This window comes from Psychrobacter sp. H8-1, from assembly GCF_904846575.1.
GTDB classification, from domain to species: Bacteria; Pseudomonadota; Gammaproteobacteria; order Pseudomonadales; family Moraxellaceae; genus Psychrobacter; species Psychrobacter fulvigenes.
In genome coordinates, this window is the sequence record NZ_CAJHBG010000001.1 from 809,110 (window position 1) to 830,282 (window position 21,173).

A 21,173-nucleotide genomic window follows, 5' to 3' on the forward strand; every position below is an offset into this window, starting at 1 on the left:
GTGATTACAGGGATTGTTATGATAGATATGGTTATTACAGAACCTTTACCGTTAAGTCATTCTGCTTACAGCCCCGTGCTAGGTATTGACTTTAAATTCCGTTATAATATCTTGCCTTTACTGTTAAGAGATATTGCATAAATGCGTGTTAAGACTGCTCTCCGCTTGCGCTCGCAGCCAGCATGTTTGTCATGCCACGCTTTTGCATATGTATTTATTGAAGTCGAATCTCAGCATACGCTGCAGCCAACCATTGATAGGACCTATCACATAAAAAGCCACTTAAAAAACAGTCCAATTATTTATCATAATCAGCAAGGTGCCTCGACATTATTACTCGCCTTGTTTGCGGTAGCTGTGTTAGTCACAGCGATAGTGGCTATTACATTAGGGCACAAGCTTGGCTATCAACGTGGCTACTACGCATTACAAACAGAGACCAAGCAAGCAGCCATCAATAATGAGCAAGCCACTAATGAGCTCAAAGATTTACGTATTAGCAATAAAGTTTTGACCAGTCAGGTAGAGACTGCCAAGCAAGAGTTGGCGATTGGCTTGGCAAACTTAGATGAGCTACGTAGTAATCAGCAAGCGCTGAAAGTTGAGAGCCAGCAAGTCTCACAGCTCAATGAGTTATATGCCAAGATTATTGCTGAGCAAGGTGGCATGGAGTTACAAGTACTCGGTGCCAAAATTGAACCTTTACCTGAAAACGCCTTTGAATACGGTTTTGATGTAGGAATGCTTAGTGAGGATGGCGCCGCTAAGAATTTAAAGGTGACTTTGACTCTGCAAAATAAAGAGAGTTTCGTAGAGGTACCATTGGATCCTGCATATTATGCCATTGAGGGTATCGTACGTATTCGTGGACGCTTTGTAATGCCTACTGGCTTCAAGCCGCTGCAAGTTAAGCTCAATCTAGAAGCAGATGATCAGGAAGTTGAGCAGCTCTATGATTGGACACTTGGTGATATGGTAGATAGCATGCCGTTGTCAATTCTAGATTTGCCCGAAGTTGATCAAAGTCCGATTCAGCCATAAGTGCTATTGAAACTTAAGTACTGTTAAATCTCAAGCACTACTAAGTCTTAAGCACCACCTAACCTTAAGTGCTTTGGTTTCAATCTAACGACTTATCTTATATTTTATACTCCTATTTATCTTTTAAAATTATTTTAACTATGACCATGAAACAAAAATTAACGCATGCCGAACCTACGGTTTCTGATTGGCACTTTCCAAGTATGCCAGCAAGCTTACCAATGGATCATCGTGCCCACGACAGTGATACCGATGCTGATACCAGTCCGCAAGCCGATGTATTAGTCGCAGAGCCTGAAATAGCAAAACCGCCCATGTATGCGGTCGTTATGTATAATGACAACTACACGCCAATGGAATTTGTGGTATATATCCTGCAGTCAGAGTTTCGTCATAATATCGACACAGCTGTCGAGATTATGTTGACCATTCATAATAGTAGTAAAGGTATTGCTGGTATTTACCCTAAAGACATCGCCGAAACCAAAGCCAAAAAAGTAAATAGCCTAGCGCATCGTGAAGGCTATCCATTACTGACGCAAATAGAACCTCATCAAGGCGAGTAAGATTAAAGACCCTACTGCTTTAAGTCTATACTCATCATCTCCTCGTACTGTCTAATACCAAACCCAAAAAGTGCAATTAACTTTGTCAAACTTGCTAAGCTTACTAAGAGTAGTACTTGCATAAGTTTCCCGCGCTACTCTAACTTTTGGAGATGGTATAAGATAAACAAGCACAATGTTCCGTATGTCATTGTTTATACTTGATATTTATCAAGAACATCCTCATATTAGTATTGTAGTCACTCCATTGTAAAAGCGTCATAATTAAGAGTTGCAGTGTATCGCGTGAGCCATCACACAGACAACTGCACTCAATCGCTATGACCCTCTTTTAAATAGTATCAACCATATCGGTCGCTATTAGATAACTAGTCGTTACGTATTCATTTCATTCCTAATCTTTATCTGAATTTCAACAAAGACCTTGCGTTTCGGTAAGTTTTTTGTATGAAATAACCCTATTTTTACTAGCAATATTATTACTCTTAAATTAACCAATTCAATGCAATATAAGGCCAGAGCAGGTGAATCACACCTCCTAACTTGTCATATTTGTATGTATTGATACATTTTAGTACGTTTTAATAGATTGACTATAGTCGCCTATCATGTTGATATGAATAGGCACTGTCGTAAAACGTGATAGTGAGCTCAGTGTATTGAAGTGTAGCTAGTGAGTGTATTGTTGTGCAGCCGCTGTTTAAGCAAAGTAGCTGTTGTCTGTTAAAAACTGTCTTTTAGACCTTGAACAATCTATCTGCCGCCCTGATTTAGTCTGTAAGCTATTGAATTATAAAAACATGTATAACCGTAGGAAATCCTTATGTTAAGTCGTCATCTTGAAGTCTCTTTGCGTTTAGCAATGACGCTTGCGCGCCAAAAATCACATGAGTACCTCACTGTTGAGCACCTATTACTAGCGCTCTTAGAAAACACTCACGCCGCTAATACTTTGACGGCCTGTAATGCAAATGTCTCAAGTCTACGTACAGAGCTTGAAGCTTATATCAGTAAGCATACGCCAACGATAGATGTAGATATGGAACAGTCGCCGCAGCCTACTCAAAGCTTTGATCGTATACTGCAACGGGCTATTTTTCATGTGCAGTCCATTGGCGGTGGTCGTTTGGTTGAAGGCTCAGATATATTGGTGTCTATGTTCTCAGAGCATGATACTTACGCCGTCTACTTGCTCAAAAAGCAAGGCATTAGTCGTCTGGAGCTGACACAGTATCTGTCACATGGCCAAGATAAAGATGAGCCGTCTGAGCCGCGCGCTTCTATGACTGGTGAGCGCCGTAGTGCCTCAGAAAAAACCAGTAAAGATCCATTGGTCGAATTTGCCACCAACTTGAACCAGCGCGCTGCTGAAGGTAAAACCGATCCATTGATTGGCCGCGCTCCTGAGATTGAGCGTACGGCACAAGTACTATGTCGTCGTCGTAAAAACAACCCTTTATTGGTTGGTGAGCCAGGAGTGGGTAAAACCTCTATTGCTGAAGGTCTAGCGTGGCTGATTATCAATAATAAAGCCCCCAAGCCGCTCAATGGTTGTGTGATTTATAGCCTAGATATTGGTTCGCTGATTGCAGGCACTAAGTATCGTGGTGATTTTGAAAAACGTATGAAGTCACTGCTTGATGCGCTCAAGAAAAAGCCTAATGCGATTTTATTTATCGATGAAATTCATATGATTATTGGTGCAGGTTCATCAATGAGCAGCAATATGGATGTCTCAAACTTAATTAAGCCGGCACTTGCCAATGGTGAGTTACGTTGCATAGGCTCAACGACCTTTACCGAATACCGTCAGGTATTTGAAAAGGATCATGCATTGTCTCGTCGTTTTCAAAAGATTGACGTGAAAGAGCCAAGTGTTGCAGACAGTATTGAAATCTTACGTGGCTTAAAGCCGCGCTATGAAGAATTTCATAATGTCGAGTACACTGACGAAGCTTTGGTATCTGCAGTAGAGTTATCATCTAAGCATATTCATGAGCGTTTTTTACCAGATAAAGCGATTGACGTGATTGATGAAGCGGGTGCCTATAAGCGTTTAGGAGTCGTTCCTGATGCCAAAGACATTGATGCAGAAGATACCTTCATTGCTGATTTAGAGCAAAATATCGATGAGCAAGAATATATTGATATTGAAGCGGATACCAGTGCTGACAATGAGATGCAAGATCAAGCCGCAGCTGCCAAAGCAGATGATCAGTTGAAGGACAGCGATGACCTGCAAACGGCCAACAGTAAAAAGCCAGTCATAAAAATTGATGTGGCGGATATTGAAGCTATCGTGGCTAAGCTAGCACGCATTCCACCTAAGTCAGTCTCTACAGATGACAAGAGTATTCTCGAACACTTGGATCGTGATCTTAAGCATTTGGTGTTTGGTCAGGATGAAGCGATTGCAACGCTTGCGGATGCAATCAAGCTATCACGTGCAGGCCTAAAAGCACCAGAGAAGCCAATTGGTTCGTTTATGTTTGCAGGCCCTACTGGTGTGGGTAAAACAGAGGTATCTCGTCAGCTTGCAAACTTGTTGGGAGTAGAGCTGGTACGCTTTGATATGTCAGAGTACATGGAAGCGCACACTGCTTCACGTCTCATCGGTGCGCCCCCAGGTTATGTTGGTTATGACCAAGGTGGCCTGCTTACTGAAAAGATAAATCAACATCCGCATTGTGTATTGTTGTTTGATGAGATTGAAAAAGCACACCCTGACGTCTTCAACTTGCTATTGCAGGTGATGGATCATGGCACACTGACGGATAATAACGGCCGTGTGGCGAGCTTTAAGCAAGTAATTATTATTATGACTACCAACGTCGGTGCGGATAGCATTAGCCGCTCATCGATGGGCTTCACTGAGCAAGATCATAGTCGTGATAATACTGAGGCACTCAAACGCGTATTCACGCCTGAGTTCCGTAACCGCTTGGATGCGATCATTCAGTTCAACCCTCTAGATACTTCAGTAGTTGTTTCAGTCGTTGATAAGTTCTTGGTTGAACTACAAGCTCAGCTTGACGATAAGCAAGTTACCTTAGAGATTGACGATGAAGTCCGAGAATATCTGGCTGACAAAGGCTACGATCGCTTAATGGGTGCACGTCCGATGCAGCGTTTGATCCAAGATGAGATAAAAAAACCGTTGGCAAATATGATTTTGTTTGGTGACTTGGTTAATGGTGGCGTGGTTCATGTTACCTTGGAAGCTGAGGGAGAAGCAGTAGACTTGCAAAAACCTTCTGCCAACATTGGTAAAAGTGATAAAGGTTCAGCAGATAGTCGAATCATACTGACGGTGGTTGAAACACATGAGCCACACTCAGACTCTGAATCAGTAGCGAGCTAATCAAGGTCGTTTGTTTAGATAGAAACGGTTATTTCTTATGGGAGTAACCGTTTTTTTATGACGATTATTCAGTGGGCTGTTATGTGATTATTAAACTTTATAACGCAATGCGAGCTGTTTTTTTGCTACCATTATTATGAATTGTTTTAATCAAGTTTTAGTGAAATTCAAAAGTATTAACTTATCTTAAAATTAATAAAAATTAGGTGATGTTCCATGGAGCTATTCGGTGAGCAAGCTGAGCAAAAAACAGCAGCACAAAAGCAAGCAATACTAGACAAGGTACGTTTGCCAGAGGATTGGAAAGCTGCGCTTGCAGATGAGCTGACCTCGGACAATATGGATACTCTGCGTGAATTTTTAAAAGAGGCGTATCAGTCAGGCGATAGTGTTTATCCTCCTGCACCTTTGATTTTTAATGCGCTAAACTTGACCCCCTTATCGCAGGTAAAAGTGGTGATTTTGGGTCAAGATCCTTACCATGGCCCAGGTCAGGCGATGGGACTCTCATTTTCAGTTCCAAAAGCCATTCCAAAGCCGCCCTCACTGAATAATATCTTAAAAGAGATGGCGAATGATATTGGGATAAGTCCCTCAGCGCATGGAGATTTGACGCATTGGGCACAGCAAGGAGTCTTGCTATTGAACAGCTCTCTAACCGTAAAAGAAAGTGAGCCAAATAGTCATCAAAGTAAAGGCTGGGAGCAGTTTACGGACGCAGTGATTGATGTGGTCAATGAGCAAACAGAGCATACGGTATTTATTTTGTGGGGCAGTAAAGCACAAAAAAAGGGTAAGTATATCAATGCTGATAAGCATCTCATTTTGACGGCGGTACACCCATCACCACTCGCGGCCAATCGCGGTGGGTTTTTTGGTACAAAGCCGTTTTCTAAAACCAATGATTATCTAAAACAGCACGGTCAAATGCCTATTGACTGGCAGTTGCCACAGTAGAAGCCAATCATGACACGCTCTTTTCTACAGCCGTATAGGCTTAGTATTGTTGATTTTAGCACGCATGAGTTTTGGAGCATTGAAGATGCCAAATGGATGCAGTATGCGCTGACATTAGCGCAGCGTGGTGCTGAGCTTGGAGAGGTGCCAGTAGGGGCAATACTAGTACATAATCAAGAGATTATTGGCCAAGGGTTCAATGAACCGATAGGTCGCCATGATGCAACGGCTCATGCAGAAATCATTGCGCTCAGAAATGCTTGTTTAAGGCTTAACAATTATCGTCTACCGTTGGGCACGACCTTATATGTTACTTTGGAGCCATGCACCATGTGTATCGGTGCCTTGATTCATGCGCGTGTTGACAAGCTGATTTATGCGGCGAGTGAGCCGCGAGCAGGTATGGTAGGCAGCCAAATGGATTTATCTATCCAGCCTTTTTATAATCATAAAATCCAAGCTTATAGAGGCTTGTGTAGGGAGCATAGCAGTCAGATACTCAAAAGTTTTTTTCGTAAACGTCGGCAAGCGGCAAAGAAAAACAAAGCAAACGCAAAGACAATATAGTTAATCAATAACATATCAGCCTTGATGCTAGTGATGGGTGTGTTTTTTTGCTATAATATCGCCCTGTTTGGCAGCTGGGTAATTGGCTGTCTCGTAAGTGGTTGAAGCGTAAGTACATATCATTAAAAATATATGTTTGTCTTATCTTTTGACCAACCGTTATTCTTTAAAGCAAATTTCAATTTTAATATTGATAATGACTAAGTGAACGCTATGACTGTCTCCACAGCTGATAACTCTCTACTTGATAGTGAAGACAAGAGTCAATTGCCAACGCTGCGTTTTCCTGTCATTTGCATTGATGGGCCAAGTGGCGCGGGCAAAGGTACGGTAGCGTGGCGTCTCGCACAGACATTAGGCTATCAGTTGCTGGACTCAGGTGCATTGTATCGCATTGTAGGCTTGAAAGCCTATGAAGCTGGATTGATTGCAGCTGATGCCAGTCAGTCAATAGATGAAACAGCTGTGCTTAAATTAACGCAAGGCTTGGATATCTCATTTGTACCTAATAATGAATCAGGCCGTGTAGATATCATTGTTAATGGTGAAGCAGTCGGTGAGCAAGTTCGTAATGAAACGGTTGGTGGTTATGCATCACAAATCGCAGTATTCCCACAGGTTCGGCAAGCATTGCTAAAATTGCAGCAAGATATGGCCACCCGTTCAGGATTGGTCGCTGATGGTCGTGATATGGGTACTGTGGTATTTCCAGATGCAGATGTCAAAGTGTTTTTGACGGCCAGTGCGGAAGCGCGTGCCGAGCGCCGTGTGACTCAGCTACTGAATGCAGGGCAAACAGCAGATTTTGACGCTATTTTAGCGACGATTAAAGAGCGAGATGATCGTGATGAAAATCGCTCAACGGCACCCTCTAAGCCAGCAAAAGATGCATTAATGATTGATAGCTCAATGTTAAATGCTGATACGGTTTATGAGCAGCTTAAAATACACTGTCAAAAACAAGGCATTTGTTTTAGTGGCTAATGTTAATTTGGCTATAAAATCCTAGCTATTACAACATCAGTCAACATAAACAATAAAATAACGACTAAAAGATTCCAAAAAGGGTGGGTTTTAGTATAAAATTATAGCAATTAGAACAAGATAGCGGTTTTATAAGCGCTATCTTTATATTAGAAAGCAATCAGACGAAAAGAAAGTTGTTGCTAATGAGTCAATATAGTACGCTTATTACCAACAACCGTTTTTTTATATGAATATGTAAGATATAAAACCAGTATTCTCGTTTTATATATTCATAAATTTGATCCGTACTGTGCTGGACAGGATACGGCTATACAAAGGTAGACATAATGGAATCATTTGCTGAACTATTTGAAGCGAGCATTGAAGAGCAGGGTCTGGATATCGAGCGTGGCTCGGTTATCACAGGAACTGTTGTGGCCATCGATAGTGATTGGATCACAGTAGATACTGGTCTTAAATCTGAAGGTATCGTCGCTCGTGAAGAGTTTTTAAGCGAAGAAGGCGAACTTGAAGTTGAAGTTGGCGATAGCGTTGATGTAGTGGTTGAAGCGGTTGATAACGGTATGGGTCAAACCCTACTGTCACGCGAAAAAGCCAAACGCGTTGAAACTTGGAACATCCTTGAAAAAATCTCTGACAATGATGAGATCGTAAAAGGTATTATCTCAAGTAAAGTTAAAGGTGGCTTTACTGTAGATATTGGTTCAGTACGTGCGTTCCTACCAGGCTCATTGGTAGATGTACGTCCTATTCGTGACACGACGCATCTTGAAGGCAAAGAGCTAGAATTCAAAGTAATCAAGCTTGACCAAAAACGTAACAACGTTGTGGTTAGCCGCCGTGCAGTTATGGAAGCTGAGAACTCAGCTGAGCGCGAAGAGCTATTGAACAAGCTTGAAGAAGGTATCGAGATCGAAGGTATCGTTAAGAACCTTACTGATTATGGTGCGTTCGTAGATCTTGGTGGTATCGATGGTTTACTTCACATCACTGACATGGCATGGCGCCGTATCAAGCACCCATCTGAGGTGGTTGAAGTTGGTCAGGATCTAAAAGTTAAAGTATTGAAGTTTGACCGCGAACGTAACCGCGTTAGCCTAGGTCTTAAGCAACTTGGTACTGATCCTTGGGATAACGTTGGCGGCACTTACCCAGTAGGTAGCATCGTTAAAGCTCGCGTAACCAACCTAACTGATTATGGTTGCTTTGCTGAAATCGCTGAAGGTATTGAAGGTCTAGTCCACGTATCAGAAATGGATCATACCAACAAAAACATCCACCCATCAAAAGTAGTGCAAGTGGGTGATGAAGTTGACGTTATGATTCTTGATATCGACGAAGAGCGTCGCCGTATTAGCTTAGGCATCAAACAAACTCTAGCCAACCCATGGGATGAGTTTGATAAGAAGCATGAGCGCGGTGACAAAATCACTGGTACTATCAAATCAATCACTGACTTCGGTATCTTTATCGGTCTAGATGGTGGTATTGATGGTCTTGTTCATCTATCTGATATCTCTTGGAACGAAACTGGCGAAGACGCTATTCGTAACTACAACAAAGGCGACACCGTTGAAGCAATGGTATTGTCTGTAGATGCAGAAGCCAACCGTATCAGCCTAGGCGTGAAGCAGTTAAGCTCTGATCCATTCAACGAATACCTAGTCGCTAATGACCGCGGTGCTATCGTAAATGGTAAAGTGAAAGAAGTAGACGCTAAAGGTGCTACTATTGAGCTAGCTGAAGAAGTTGAAGCATATCTACGTGCCTCTGAAATTCAGCGTGACCGCGTTGAAGATGCAACTAAGCATCTAACAGTTGGTGACGATGTTGAAGCTAAGATCATCAGTGTTGACCGCAAAACACGCAACATCAGCCTGTCTATCAAAGCGAAAGACGAAGCTGAAGAGCGTCAAGCGATTAAAGATCTAGGTAGCAGCAGCGCGCCACAGTCGACTGATGCCCAGCCAAAAACAATTGGTGACTTAATCAAAGAGCAAATGCAGTAAGCTTTTGCTAACTGTAGATTGTTTTTAATAGCAAGTTATAAGAAAAAAGCGACCTCGGTCGCTTTTTTTTATGAGTAAATTATTTCTAGTTTCCAAAAATACGATTTATGAAGTTTTTGCTTTAATTGCTTAAACTACCATTTCCATTTACAATAAATTCCGTTATCATTTGCAACCCTGAGTAACGAAATGTAAACTAGGACTAAGTACTTGAAGACTATAAGCTTTTGGAGTACATAAAGGCTCATGAGTAGAGTTTTTTTAGCTGCTTGATGGTACTCTGAAAATAAAGATATTAAGCGATAATTAAATATTAACTTAACTGTAGAACCAGTCTTTATTACTAATGGTTTAGTTATGAATAGGATTTTTATTAAATAACTATTCAAGGTTCCTGCTATTAGATAAAGAGGATAACTACAAAATGAGAAGGCAAGCGTAATAATGCAACAAGCGATTAATAAATCCGATTTTATTAACAATTTGAGTGCTAACTGTGACACGATGGCGGAAACAGTAGTAGACGACGCAGTACGTGAGATATTGGATTTGATGGTAGATACTTTGGCAAATGATGGCCGAGTCGAAGTCCGCGGCTTCGGGAGTTTCTGCTTGCATCACCGCCGCGCTCGTATAGGTCGAAATCCTAAAACGGGAGAGAGTGTGCCAGTGCCTGCCAAGGCCATTCCACACTTTAAGCCTGGTAAGGCGCTACGTGAAGCAGTAAATGAAAAAGTAGCAGTCTAATAAAAAAAACACTTAGAATGTTTGAGCATTTATAAACTTTCTACATAACCAATTACTTAAGCAGTTGTGAGCCATAAGTTACAAGTTATAACTCGAGTGATGCTGACTAATGGCATATGCTTATCAAGCATACTGTTATCAAGTAAGTGTCCTATATGATTGAGAACTGAGGTATATAGATAATGCGATTTTTACTGTTTGTCTTATTGTTTTTGAGCTTTGCCTATTCTCTTGGTTTGGTATTGGCTAATAATACCGAAGTGGGTGTGAATTTATTGTTCTCTCAAGCACCTGCCATGAATTTAGGGCTATTACTCATACTATGCTTGATACTGGGTATTGTGATTGGGATGCTATTGGCACTCTTGATGTTCCGTGTATTACAAAACAAGTGGGAGATATCTCGCTTGCAAAAGTTAAATAAGAACTTGCAGGAGCAGGTAACGCAAGCAAATGCCGTTATCGATCGTCAGGCAACGGCACCAACGGTAGAGGAAGCCGTCTATGGCGCTACTGCCGCTCAGGTGCACGATGCATCAGAGAATACTCATGATGAAGGGGCTACTCTGACTAAGCGTAAACGTGACTGATTTGATGATGGGTCAGACCATTGCTAGAAAACCCTTATATATAATATTTCTATAATTCTGATACAAAGTAAAAAAAACCATGAATAAAAAAACCATGACTTCCCCTGTTATTGTTGCCTTAGACAATAATACGATGGATGCGGCACTCTCATTAGCTGATACTCTAGATCCTACCTTGTGCCGTCTAAAAGTAGGTAAAGAGCTGTTTACGCGCTCAGGCCCTGAGATTGTAAAGGCTTTGCATCAGCGTCAGTTTGAGGTGTTTTTAGATCTAAAATTTCATGATATTCCTAATACCACTGCTCAAGCAGTATTAGCAGCGGCTGAGCTTGGTGTGTGGATGGTGAACGTGCACGCCAGCGCGGGTAGTGCAGCGATGTCACTAGCGAAGGAGCGATTAGTAGCAGGTGGCTATGAGACGCTACTAATAGCCGTTACAGTGCTCACCTCTATGACCGAAGATGTATTACCTCAGATTGGTATCACTGATAGCCTAGAGTCGCAAGTGAGCCGTTTAGCGCAGCTCACGAAGCAGTCAGGTCTTGATGGTGTCGTTTGCTCTGCTCAAGAAGCAAAGGCGCTAAAAGAGCTGTGCGGTCATGACTTCAAACTGATTACTCCTGGTATCCGCTTACCTGAAGACAATGCGGATGATCAGAAGCGTATCTGCACGCCAAAGCAGGCTTTAGAAGATGGCGCAGATTATCTGGTCATCGGTCGCTCTATTACTCAAGCGCCAGACCCTACTGCAAAGCTACATAAAATTTTGCAAGGTATTTAACAAGAGTAAAACGGAATATCTATTTTTGAAATATAATAAAAAAGACAGCTCACCTGAGTTGTCTTTTTTACTTTTTAACTGCGCAAAGCTAAGTGTTACACTGTTTTCTATTTATTGACATTTTTTGGTTGTATTGAATAGTATGAAATTACAGATTTTAAGCGATTTACACATCGATAGCTATGCTCGTCAGTCGCATCCGATGGGGCATATCCCCAAGACAGATGCGGACTTGGTGCTCGTAGCAGGGGATACTGCCAACAGTGATAGTGGTATGCCGTGGCTGCAGGAGCAGGCGGCAAGATTGCAAGTGCCAATTATCACTATCGCTGGCAACCATGAGTATTTTAGTGAAGATGTGCTGCATTTTGATCAAAAACTGGCGACTTGGGACAATTATAATGAAGCCTCTGGGCAAGGTGTGCGATTTTTACAGTGTCAGCATATTGATATCGGTGATATACGTATCTTAGGCTGTACGCTATGGACGGATTATCAATACCAAGCTCATGAAGATACGATGGTGATCGCTAGGCGTTTTATGCGTGACTATAAGCAGATTTATGCGGGGAGTGATCTTTTTTCACCTGAAGTATCGATGAAAATCCATGCCAAGCAGCGTCAATGGTTACGACAAGCATTGATAACGGCAAAAACGCTTGGTAAAAAAACAGTGGTAATGAGTCATCATAGTATCAGCCCATTATCTGTGTCTGAGAAGTATGCTAACTTGCCAAGTAATGCCGCTTTTGTAAGCGACTTTAGTGCTTGGATGCATGAGCCGTGGGCGCCTACGCTTTGGGTACATGGACATACGCATGAGGCATTTGATTATCAAATTCATAACACGCGTGTGATTGTGAATCCTCGTGCTTATCCAAATGAGGTCAGTAGTACTGAAATAGAGTTTGCATGGAATAAAGTGATTGAAATCTAATGCTTTTTTGGAATTCAAATATTAGGACATTGTAAGCTTAGAATTTATATCGTTACTCAATTTGTATTTCTTTCACTTAAGACAAAAATTCTGCTACGCTAGCTGCCATGAGTAAACTACCTGATTCTAATATATCCAAACGACAGACTGATGCTGCCCCTGTGACCAAAAATCCAATTGCGCCAGCACCTGCGCACCTACCTGACAGTATGATCTCCTCGGTCAGCTTGTTACCGACTGATAAGCGTCTTATTTTATTTACCAGACACTCCTTGCGTGAGCGCTCTGACGGTAATGGCTTTGCCAGTTATCAGCTGCCACTGACGCCAAAAGGCCGCGTATTAGCACAATCATGGGGACGCTGGCTGGCAGGTCATTTGCCATACTCACTCAACGTAGACAGCATCTCAAGCCCTATCGGACGTTGTATAGATACCGCGCAGCTGATGCAAGAGGGTGCTGGTCTACAGCGGCATATTGAGCATCAGTCGCTATTGGTAGAGCCTGGTAGCTTAGTGACAGAGCCTGATATTGCCAATCCAGTGTTTAAAGAGATTGGTGTACTTAATTTTATCAATCGTTTTTTGCAAGGAAACCTTGAAGGTACCAAGAATGCCTATCAGGGTGGTCTAGATCTTTTATCACTTTTTTACCAAAATCAGCCGCAGCAGGGTCATTTAATGCTAGCAGTTAGCCATGATACGTTACTGTCTGCCTTTTTGGCAGTCATGCTCGATGTCATCGAGATTGATTGGAATGACTGGCCAAAGATGATGGAAGGGGTGTTTTTGTGGTTCGATGATAAACCGTTTGAGCAGGCTAGTGCGTATTTTGTTTGGCGCGGTGAGGTCTATGTGCGTCCGATTAACAGCTTATTAGAGGGCTATCGCTTGTCAGGGTTTCATCCCAATAAACTCTTATTGCCACCAGAGGTCAAATGGACATAAGGTTTGTATTAAATTTATCTTTTTGAACAAGCATAAAAAAACCTTGTCACAGGGACAAGGTTTTCGCTAGCACGTAATGTGAGCGCAGCAAATCTTAAGCTTGTAAGCCTTTGATAGCTTTGTTTAAGCGGCTCTTACGACGAGCGGCTTTATTCTTATGAATAACGCCTTTGTCAGCCATACGATCTAGAACAGGTACCGCTTTTTTGAAAGCTTCGGTAGCTGAGTCATAATCTTTTGCTTCGATAGCCGCATCAACACGCTTTAAATAAGTACGAACCATTGAGCGTTGTGACGCAGATTCTTGGCGACGTTTGGTGTTTTGACGGGCGCGTTTACGAGCTTGTGCAGTATTAGCCACGCGTATCTCCTTTATGAAAGACAGATAAAAATATGAATGTTGGTTGCAATAATAGGTTTAACAATCATCGGTGACGAGCAGCCGTCTCGTCAAACATGATGTCGATGTCTAATATTAAGGTATCTAATATCAAGAGATCATCGCAAGCGTCAAAGCCATTTGGAATAATTAAATAGCGTTGACGTGTAAAGCCGAACATCTTAGCAAATTATTGCACTAAGGACAATATATTTGACGGCTAATGCGTAAAGAAGTTTTGATTAGGCTTGGTTATTCGTAGAATCAGCAAATTGTCACCAGCTGCTGGTCGGTTGATGCCAATCGCTATGATAAAATCTCTTACAATAAATTATTGATTAATCGCCTCTGTCATACTCTAACTTAGGTATGATAGCCTAATGGTATGTTTTAAAAGTAAGACAGAATAAAGGCCATACATATATATCATACTTAAAATATGCAGTGTTTAAAATGATTGATAGCCGTGTAATACGCAATATTTGAAGACGATGTTTTATTTTAAGACTAAAACTAAAAGAAGACGGACAAGGTATGCAGCGAAAAGCGATTGTAATTGGCGCGACAGGATTGGTAGGACAGCATCTTATCAAGCAGCTTAGTGAGATTTATGACACTTTAATTGTGATTGCACGGCGTCCACCGCGCTATATCAACACCAGTATGCGTTTTTATCAAGTCAACGATTTTGATAACTTAGCAGAAGTGTTTGCCAGTGTGGGTGTCGATCGCTCAACGGATGCGTTTAGTTGTCTTGGTACTACTAGAAAGCAAGCAGGTAGTGATGAAGCCTTTCGAAAAGTGGATCATGATTACAACGTGAGCTTTGCCAAGCTATGCCATGACAAAGGGGTTAAGAACTTCTTTTTGTTGTCTTCGATGAATGCCGATAAAGACAGCCGGTTTTTGTATAATCAAGTCAAGGCAGAAACCGAGCAATCAATCATGGCGTTAGGCTTTGAGCAGTTGGTAATTTTTCGCCCTTCATTGTTATTGGGAAAACACAAAGGCCGACCGCTCGAGAGTATCAGCCAAAAAGCTTTTCAGCTTATCTCTCCGTTGGTTTCTGAGTCGTTACGCTTGCATCCTATTTCTGCCAAACGTGTGGCAATCGCGATGGCAATGGCTGCGCATGAGGTGTATGAGCGTAGTAAATTTCGTAAAGCAACCGTGCCAAATACGACAGACATTATCGAAAATAAACAAATGCTGGCAATGACGCGGGTAAAAAATTGAGATAAGATAAAAATAACTAACCAGTATTTCATATCATTAAAAATAGCCTAAGTAAAACAGAGAAGATAAACAACCTTCAACAAGGAGTGTAGAGCCATGTCAGAATCGACAGCAATGACCAAAGAAAACTTCGTAACCTGTGATTTATTGGACGCCAATCCTGAGTCACAAGTTTGCTTACCTAATATCGAAGGCAAATCGTTTCATAGTTTCGGCGCTAAAGACAAGTTTTGTGGCGAGATTGTGACGGTAAAGTGCTTTGAAGATAATAGCCGAGTTAAGGCATTGCTCAATAGCGATGGCAAGGACACAAATGGCGAAGGCAAGGTGCTGGTCGTTGATGGTGGTGGTTCTATGCGTTGTGCGCTACTAGGAGATATGATTGCGCAGTCAGCGATTGATAATGGTTGGGCAGGTGTCATAGTTTATGGCTGTGTACGTGATGTTGACGACATGGCAGAGATGGATATCGGGGTGATGGCGTTAGGCTGTATCCCGCGCAAATCTACCCGCCGTGACGAAGGTCAGACTGATTTAGAGATTAGCTTTGGTGACTTAACTCTGACTTCTGGTATGTTTGTCTATGCGGATAACAATGGTATTATCGCAAGCGACAAGCCTTTAACCGCTTAATAGACTTCTGTTTGGAGCCCATCCCAGATTCTGTGTAACTGCCATTTAGATTAAATGCTTACTGATACGGTCATCAAACATAATCATAAAACGATTCAGAGCAGACGTCCAGTTACGGATTGGCATCGACCACTTTTTAGACGCCTGCTGGGTGGCTAAGTACACCACTTTGAATGCTGCCTGATCAGATGGGAACACCTTACGCTTATTCACTGCCGTCCGAATCACACTGTTTAGCGACTCTATCGCATTGGTGGTATAAATCACTTTTCTGATGTCTTTAGGGTAGCCAAAGAACACCGTTAGGCCCTCCCAGTTATTGCGCCAAGACTTAACCACGTGCGGGTAATCCTTACCCCAAGTCTCATCAAAGTGCTCAAGATTGGCCTCTGCTATCTCAAGCGTATCCGCACCGTAGATGGCTTTTAAATCAGCCGCTACGGCCTTTTTATCCGTCCACGGTACGAACTTCATTGAGTAACGCACCATGTGTACGATACACAGCTGAACCTGTGCCTTTGGATAGACGGTGTTAATGGCATCAGGGAAGCCCTTTAAGCCGTCGACACAGGCAATGAGGATATCTTGTACCCCGCGGTTTTGTAGCTCAGTGAGTACGCCCAGCCAGAACTTAGCGCCTTCATTCTCTGAGAGCCACATGCCAAGCAGCTCTTTTTTACCGTTAAGAGCAACACCTAGGGCTAAGTAAATGGCTTTGTTGATGATCTGCTTGTCTTGACGTACTTTGACGACGATGCAGTCTAAATAGACGATAGGATAAACACTGCTCAGTGGCCGGTTCTGCCAAGCGGTGATGTCGTCTAAGATATTATCGGTGACTCTTGAAACTAAGCTACTGGAGATATCGACATCGTAGAGCTCTTTAATGCTCTCTACGATCTCAGTGGTGGTTTGACCCTTGGCGTAAAGGAAGATGATCTTGTCATCAAGGCCACTAATACGGGTTTGATGCTTACTAACGAGTACAGGCTCAAAGCTGCTATCACGGTCTCTTGGGGTAGAGATTTCAAGCTCGCCTGTGTCACTGCGGACGGTCTTTTTAGTGTGCCCGTTACGCTTATTAGGTTTATCCGCCTTTTCATGCTTGGGATAGCCGAGATGGTCTTCCATCTCAGCTTCAAGGGCAGTGTCGATAAAGGATTGCATGAGCTGCTTTTGGAAGTCTTTGATGTCATCAAAGCTGTTCATGCTACCAGCCATTTGCTCGGCCAGTTTTTTAATGTCAGATTGAGTAGTCATTGCTTATTCTCCTGTTAGGGGATTATAAGCAGTTACACAGTTTTTAGGAAACTCCCTCTGTTTGTCATAAGTACTACGTTTATATAAAATCCTCAGTCTGCTACTGGGTTACAGGTAAAGACTGGGGCTTTTGGTTTTTAAAATTCAAAAGTGCAAGCCTCTATCATTTTTAGCCCATTTAGGTATCTTTCGATTGAATTAAAGGCATGCCCTAACAACATATTTTAATTTACTTTATAAATACGATGCAAATTGAGCCTGTAATAGGTTTTTTTGTGGATATTGACAAACCGTTACGGCATTGGTTTGGTCAATGGTCAAAATGCTCGTATAATAGCCTTCTGTTTCCTAACCTTGATTCTATCTGCTATGCCTATCACTGCTTTGACTGACGCATTTGCCCCTATTAATCAGCAGCTGTTTCCTATTAAGGATACTCAGAAGCGTTGGCTTGCACCTGTCCATGGTGCAGTCAGTAGCTTGTGGCTAGCAAGTTTGGTTGATGAGCCGTTATGGAAGGTTGCGGATCGATTAAAAGTCGTGGTAACTCGTGATCAGAACCAACTCAATCAGATAGAGACTGAACTGGCGTTTTGCGGTGTCGATGCTTACGTGTTTCCCGATTGGGAAACCTTGACCTATGATGAGCTCTCACCGCATCAGGATATTGTCAGTGAGCGTATTAACCTGCTTACTGATATGCCAACGTCAGGGGTCTTGCTCATATCTGTACAGACGCTCATGCAGCGTGTTGCACCGCCCAGTTGGGTGATTGGTCAACACTTTGATCTCAGCGTGGGTGACACCTTTGATATCAACACTCAGCGCGAACTACTGGCAAAAGCGGGTTATCGAGCCGTTGAAAATGTGTTTGAACCAGGCGAGTTTGCAGTACGTGGTAGCATCATTGATATTTTTGCGATGGGGCAGCCATTCCCATTGCGCTTAGATTTGTTTGATGATGAGATCGAGACCATTCGTTTTTTTCATCCGCAGACTCAGCGTACCTTGACCGAAGATGACCTCAAAGCATTGATTGCAAATAATGATCAGAGTATGGGGCAAGAATCGCTATCCCTACTGCACAAACTGCCAGACATCTCTAAGCCTATTACCCAGTTTCAAATATTACCCGCAAAAGAGTTTCCGCTAGAAGAAGGCCGTGAGATCTTTCGTACCAACTTTGCTGAGATGTTTCCTAATGCCAGCAGTCGTAAACTTGAGCTGCATAAAGACGTGATGGCAGGTATTGCCAGTAGTGGTCTTGAGTATTATCAGCCGCTGTTTTTTGATTTAAAGGACTGGGAGGCAGAAAGCACTTTATTCTCCTACTTGCCAAGCGATGCTTTATTTATCACTGATGAATTAATTAGTGAAAAACAGGCCGACTATTGGTCGCAGATCCAGCGCCGCTATGAAGAGCGTCGTCATGACCTTGATAAGCCTATTGTCGCTCCCGAATGGTTGTATCTGTTATCAAATGCGCTGAATGAACAGCTCAACCGTTATCCGCGCGTGATTTTAAGTGCGCGTGATGAGCTGGCTACAATGACCGACGTTGCTGCAATTGATGTCGCTGCAACTGATAGTGAGGACATGTCATTAGAACAACAGTCACAACCACAATTGAAAACGACTTCAAACAAACAGCAAGGCCTAGTCACGCTAAGTGCGCTTGTACCGCCACAGCTATCCGTCAACCATCAAAAAGCTGAGCCTTTGGCTGAATTGCTAGCATTCTTGGAGCTGCAAGCGCAGACAGGTACACCAGTGCTGATCGTCGCTGAGACTGCTGGTCGCCGTGAGATATTAATAGAGCTGTTCAAGGGCAAGATTGATATCAAGGCTTATAGCAGTTTTGAAGATTTTTTAGCGATAGATCATGCGCATAAAGCTGCACAGCATAATACTTTACCCCATGTTGGCTTAACTGTTGCGCCTATTGAGCGCGGCGTTTATGTACCCGAACGTTTGGTGCTGATTAGTGAGACGCAGCTGTTTGGTCGTCAAGTGCTACAAACGCGCCGTCGTCGGCAGAGTGGGGTGTCAGAAGAGTTCTTAGTCAAAAGCGTCACAGAGATGACTGAGGGCAGTCCAATTGTCCATATTGAACATGGTATTGGTCGTTATAATGGCCTTATTACCTTAGATGTCGGTGATGGTGAACAGGAGTTTATTCATCTAAAATACGCTGACGATGCCAGTATTTATGTACCAGTGGCGAATTTGCAATTGATTAGCCGCTATAGTGGTGGCGATCCTGCATTGGCACCGCTGCATAAGATTGGTAGTGGTAAATGGGACAAAGCCAAACAAAAGGCACTAGAGCAAATTCACGATGTCGCGGCTGAGCTCCTGCATATGCAGGCCAGACGTGAAGCCAAGGTGGGTATTCATTTTAAAATTGAACTCTCACAGTATGAGCTGTTTGCCAGCCAATTTGCCTATGAAGAGACACCAGATCAGGCCAATGCGATTCATGCTGTGATGCATGATATGAAGCAAAACCAGCCTATGGATCGACTCATCTGTGGCGATGTGGGCTTTGGTAAGACGGAAGTGGCGATGCGCGCCGCCTTTATTGCGGTCAGCGCTGGCTATCAAGTGGCGGTGCTGGTGCCGACGACGTTACTGGCAGGGCAGCACGAAGATAACTTTCGCGATCGTTTTGCCGATTGGCCAGTACGTATCGAGACCTTATCACGCTTCGGCGGCAAAAAACATCAGCAGACGGTACTGGCAGATCTGGCTGCTGGGAAAGTGGATATCGTGATTGGAACGCATAAGCTGCTGCAAGAAGACGTTAAATTTGCCAATTTAGGTTTGATGGTGGTTGATGAGGAGCATCGCTTTGGGGTACGCCATAAAGAGCGTATCAAAGCTATTCAGACCAATGTAGATAGCCTGTCAATGACAGCGACGCCGATTCCGCGTACTCTGAACATGGCGCTATCTGGTATGCGCGATATGTCTATCATTGCTACGCCGCCGGCCCGCCGTCTCGCCATCAAGACCTTTGTCATGCAAAAGACGCAAGCCTTGATGAAAGAGGCCATCTTGCGTGAACTACTACGCGGTGGACAGGTCTATTTATTGCATAATGATGTGGCGAGCATTGAGCGTATGGCAGAAACAATTCGTGAGCTGGTGCCAGAAGCTCGAGTAGGGGTCGCGCATGGACAAATGCAGGAGCGGCAACTTGAACAGATCATGCAGCAGTTTTATCATAAAAAGTTTAATGTCTTAGTCTGTACGACGATTATTGAAACCGGTATTGATGTACCCAATGCCAATACCATTATTATTGAGCGCGCTGACAAGTTTGGTCTTGCTCAGCTGCATCAGCTGCGTGGTCGTGTCGGTCGTAGCCATCATCAGGCCTATTGTTACTTACTTGTGCCATCTATTAAAGGCCTTAAAGGTGATGCCAAGCGTCGTCTCCATGCCATTGAGCGTGCCAATACCTTGGGTGCAGGCTTTATGCTGGCAAGCGAAGATTTAGAGATTCGCGGGGCAGGTGAAATACTCGGCAAGCAGCAAAGTGGTAATATGCAGGCCATTGGTTTTAGCTTGTATATGGACATGCTTGAGCGTGCTACTAAGGCGATCAAAGCGGGTAAAGAGCCGGATTTAAATACACCATTATCGCTGACCAGTGAGATTAATCTACATAGCTCAGCATTGATACCAGAAGAGTATTTGCACGATGTACACCAGCGTTTGTTATTTTATAAACGCATTAGCAATGCCGATGATAAAGAGGCATTAACGGATATTCGTACTGAAATGATAGATCGTTTTGGTACTCTGCCAGATCAAACCAAGCAGCTTTTTGCCATTCATGGACTGCGCCTCCAAGCGGAGCCGCTGAAGATTAATAAAATAGATGCCAATAGCAATAGTATGACGTTAGAGTTTGCCCCCGATACGCCAGTCGATGCGTTAGCGATTATTAAGTTGATTCAATCTGATGGTCAGCGTTATCGTATGAATGGCGCGTCAGGTATTCGCTATAGCGATGCGGATAAGCTACAGACTGCCCAACAGCGAGTAACGGTCATTCAAGAGCTACTGCGCTATTTTAGTGAGCATATAGTCGATACACTCTAAAAATGTCATAGCGCTACTGGGATGCTATCTTTTGAAGTACAGTTGCGCAGCCTCTGGGTACGCAG

17 protein-coding genes are annotated in these 21,173 nt (G+C 43.0%); 15 read left to right on the forward strand and 2 right to left on the reverse strand.

All coding sequences use genetic code 11. From position 1 onward, the window contains the following. Nucleotides 1–141: 141 nt before the first annotated feature. The 12 genes from JMY01_RS03455 (at nucleotide 142) to JMY01_RS03510 (ending at nucleotide 13,490) form a co-directional block, all read left to right on the forward strand. Complete coding sequence (locus JMY01_RS03455) at nucleotides 142–1,041, forward strand: hypothetical protein (protein ID WP_201574235.1); 900 nt, start codon at nucleotides 142–144, stop codon at nucleotides 1,039–1,041. Nucleotides 1,042–1,187: 146 nt separating this feature from the next. Further along, entirely contained in the window at nucleotides 1,188–1,607 is a 420-nt protein-coding gene (locus JMY01_RS03460) for an ATP-dependent Clp protease adaptor ClpS (protein WP_374220342.1), read from the forward strand. Nucleotides 1,608–2,430: 823 nt separating this feature from the next. Continuing rightward, on the forward strand, nucleotides 2,431–4,968 hold the full coding sequence (clpA, locus tag JMY01_RS03465; RefSeq protein ID WP_201574237.1) for an ATP-dependent Clp protease ATP-binding subunit ClpA: 2,538 nt from the start codon (nucleotides 2,431–2,433) through the stop codon (nucleotides 4,966–4,968). 216 nt (nucleotides 4,969–5,184) lie between these two features. After that, nucleotides 5,185–5,925 carry a uracil-DNA glycosylase gene (locus JMY01_RS03470; protein WP_201574238.1) on the forward strand — a complete coding sequence of 247 codons (741 nt, stop codon included), beginning with the start codon at nucleotides 5,185–5,187 and terminating at the stop codon, nucleotides 5,923–5,925. 9 nt (nucleotides 5,926–5,934) lie between these two features. Further along, nucleotides 5,935–6,492: a tRNA adenosine(34) deaminase TadA gene (tadA, locus tag JMY01_RS03475; protein WP_201574239.1), complete on the forward strand. Its 558-nt coding sequence runs from the start codon at nucleotides 5,935–5,937 to the stop codon at nucleotides 6,490–6,492. Between the two features lie 213 nt (nucleotides 6,493–6,705). Beyond that, the gene (gene cmk / locus JMY01_RS03480; RefSeq protein ID WP_201574240.1) at nucleotides 6,706–7,476 is read left to right on the forward strand and encodes a (d)CMP kinase; all 771 of its coding nucleotides are present in this window, start codon (nucleotides 6,706–6,708) and stop codon (nucleotides 7,474–7,476) included. Between the two features lie 326 nt (nucleotides 7,477–7,802). Next, nucleotides 7,803–9,488 (forward strand): 30S ribosomal protein S1, encoded by a 1,686-nt coding sequence (gene rpsA / locus JMY01_RS03485; RefSeq protein ID WP_201577149.1) that lies wholly within the window; start codon nucleotides 7,803–7,805, stop codon nucleotides 9,486–9,488. A gap of 444 nt (nucleotides 9,489–9,932) precedes the next feature. Beyond that, entirely contained in the window at nucleotides 9,933–10,235 is a 303-nt protein-coding gene (locus tag JMY01_RS03490; protein ID WP_201574241.1) for an integration host factor subunit beta, read from the forward strand. 182 nt (nucleotides 10,236–10,417) lie between these two features. Further along, entirely contained in the window at nucleotides 10,418–10,825 is a 408-nt protein-coding gene (locus tag JMY01_RS03495; protein ID WP_201574242.1) for a lipopolysaccharide assembly protein LapA domain-containing protein, read from the forward strand. A gap of 79 nt (nucleotides 10,826–10,904) precedes the next feature. Then, nucleotides 10,905–11,606 (forward strand): orotidine-5'-phosphate decarboxylase, encoded by a 702-nt coding sequence (pyrF, locus tag JMY01_RS03500; protein WP_201574243.1) that lies wholly within the window; start codon nucleotides 10,905–10,907, stop codon nucleotides 11,604–11,606. A gap of 142 nt (nucleotides 11,607–11,748) precedes the next feature. Then, nucleotides 11,749–12,543, forward strand: coding sequence for a metallophosphoesterase (locus tag JMY01_RS03505; protein ID WP_201574244.1), 795 nt, complete (start codon nucleotides 11,749–11,751; stop codon nucleotides 12,541–12,543). Between the two features lie 107 nt (nucleotides 12,544–12,650). Next, on the forward strand, nucleotides 12,651–13,490 hold the full coding sequence (locus JMY01_RS03510; protein ID WP_201574245.1) for a histidine phosphatase family protein: 840 nt from the start codon (nucleotides 12,651–12,653) through the stop codon (nucleotides 13,488–13,490). A 94-nt stretch (nucleotides 13,491–13,584) separates the two neighbouring features. On the opposite strand, the gene rpsT is transcribed toward JMY01_RS03510, so the two are convergent. Then, nucleotides 13,585–13,851: a 30S ribosomal protein S20 gene (gene rpsT / locus JMY01_RS03515; protein WP_201574246.1), complete on the reverse strand. Its 267-nt coding sequence runs from the start codon at nucleotides 13,849–13,851 to the stop codon at nucleotides 13,585–13,587. Between the two features lie 552 nt (nucleotides 13,852–14,403). On the opposite strand from rpsT, the gene JMY01_RS03520 reads away from it, so the two are divergent. Continuing rightward, nucleotides 14,404–15,105: an NAD-dependent epimerase/dehydratase family protein gene (locus JMY01_RS03520; protein WP_201574247.1), complete on the forward strand. Its 702-nt coding sequence runs from the start codon at nucleotides 14,404–14,406 to the stop codon at nucleotides 15,103–15,105. A gap of 114 nt (nucleotides 15,106–15,219) precedes the next feature. Then, nucleotides 15,220–15,738: a ribonuclease E activity regulator RraA gene (gene rraA, locus JMY01_RS03525; RefSeq protein WP_201577153.1), complete on the forward strand. Its 519-nt coding sequence runs from the start codon at nucleotides 15,220–15,222 to the stop codon at nucleotides 15,736–15,738. Nucleotides 15,739–15,783: 45 nt separating this feature from the next. On the opposite strand, the gene JMY01_RS03530 is transcribed toward rraA, so the two are convergent. After that, the gene (locus tag JMY01_RS03530) at nucleotides 15,784–16,998 is read right to left on the reverse strand and encodes an IS256 family transposase (protein ID WP_201574248.1); all 1,215 of its coding nucleotides are present in this window, start codon (nucleotides 16,996–16,998) and stop codon (nucleotides 15,784–15,786) included. Between the two features lie 369 nt (nucleotides 16,999–17,367). On the opposite strand from JMY01_RS03530, the gene mfd reads away from it, so the two are divergent. Beyond that, on the forward strand, nucleotides 17,368–21,108 hold the full coding sequence (gene mfd, locus JMY01_RS03535) for a transcription-repair coupling factor (protein ID WP_201577157.1): 3,741 nt from the start codon (nucleotides 17,368–17,370) through the stop codon (nucleotides 21,106–21,108). Nucleotides 21,109–21,173: the final 65 nt, after the last annotated feature.

Bases quoted from the DNA above. Each gene is read 5' to 3' on its own strand.
- mfd (WP_201577157.1), top strand. From the start codon at position 17,368: ATGCCTATCACTGCTTTGACTGACGCATTTGCCCCTATTAATCAGCAG.
- cmk (WP_201574240.1), top strand. From the start codon at position 6,706: ATGACTGTCTCCACAGCTGATAACTCTCTACTTGATAGTGAAGACAAG.
- clpA (WP_201574237.1), top strand. From the start codon at position 2,431: ATGTTAAGTCGTCATCTTGAAGTCTCTTTGCGTTTAGCAATGACGCTT.
- rraA (WP_201577153.1), top strand. From the start codon at position 15,220: ATGACCAAAGAAAACTTCGTAACCTGTGATTTATTGGACGCCAATCCT.
- JMY01_RS03530 (WP_201574248.1), bottom strand. From the start codon at position 16,998: ATGACTACTCAATCTGACATTAAAAAACTGGCCGAGCAAATGGCTGGT.
- pyrF (WP_201574243.1), top strand. From the start codon at position 10,905: ATGAATAAAAAAACCATGACTTCCCCTGTTATTGTTGCCTTAGACAAT.
- JMY01_RS03495 (WP_201574242.1), top strand. From the start codon at position 10,418: ATGCGATTTTTACTGTTTGTCTTATTGTTTTTGAGCTTTGCCTATTCT.
- JMY01_RS03490 (WP_201574241.1), top strand. From the start codon at position 9,933: ATGCAACAAGCGATTAATAAATCCGATTTTATTAACAATTTGAGTGCT.
- JMY01_RS03470 (WP_201574238.1), top strand. From the start codon at position 5,185: ATGGAGCTATTCGGTGAGCAAGCTGAGCAAAAAACAGCAGCACAAAAG.
- JMY01_RS03455 (WP_201574235.1), top strand. From the start codon at position 142: ATGCGTGTTAAGACTGCTCTCCGCTTGCGCTCGCAGCCAGCATGTTTG.
- tadA (WP_201574239.1), top strand. From the start codon at position 5,935: ATGACACGCTCTTTTCTACAGCCGTATAGGCTTAGTATTGTTGATTTT.
- JMY01_RS03510 (WP_201574245.1), top strand. From the start codon at position 12,651: ATGAGTAAACTACCTGATTCTAATATATCCAAACGACAGACTGATGCT.
- JMY01_RS03520 (WP_201574247.1), top strand. From the start codon at position 14,404: ATGCAGCGAAAAGCGATTGTAATTGGCGCGACAGGATTGGTAGGACAG.
- JMY01_RS03505 (WP_201574244.1), top strand. From the start codon at position 11,749: ATGAAATTACAGATTTTAAGCGATTTACACATCGATAGCTATGCTCGT.
- JMY01_RS03460 (WP_374220342.1), top strand. From the start codon at position 1,188: ATGAAACAAAAATTAACGCATGCCGAACCTACGGTTTCTGATTGGCAC.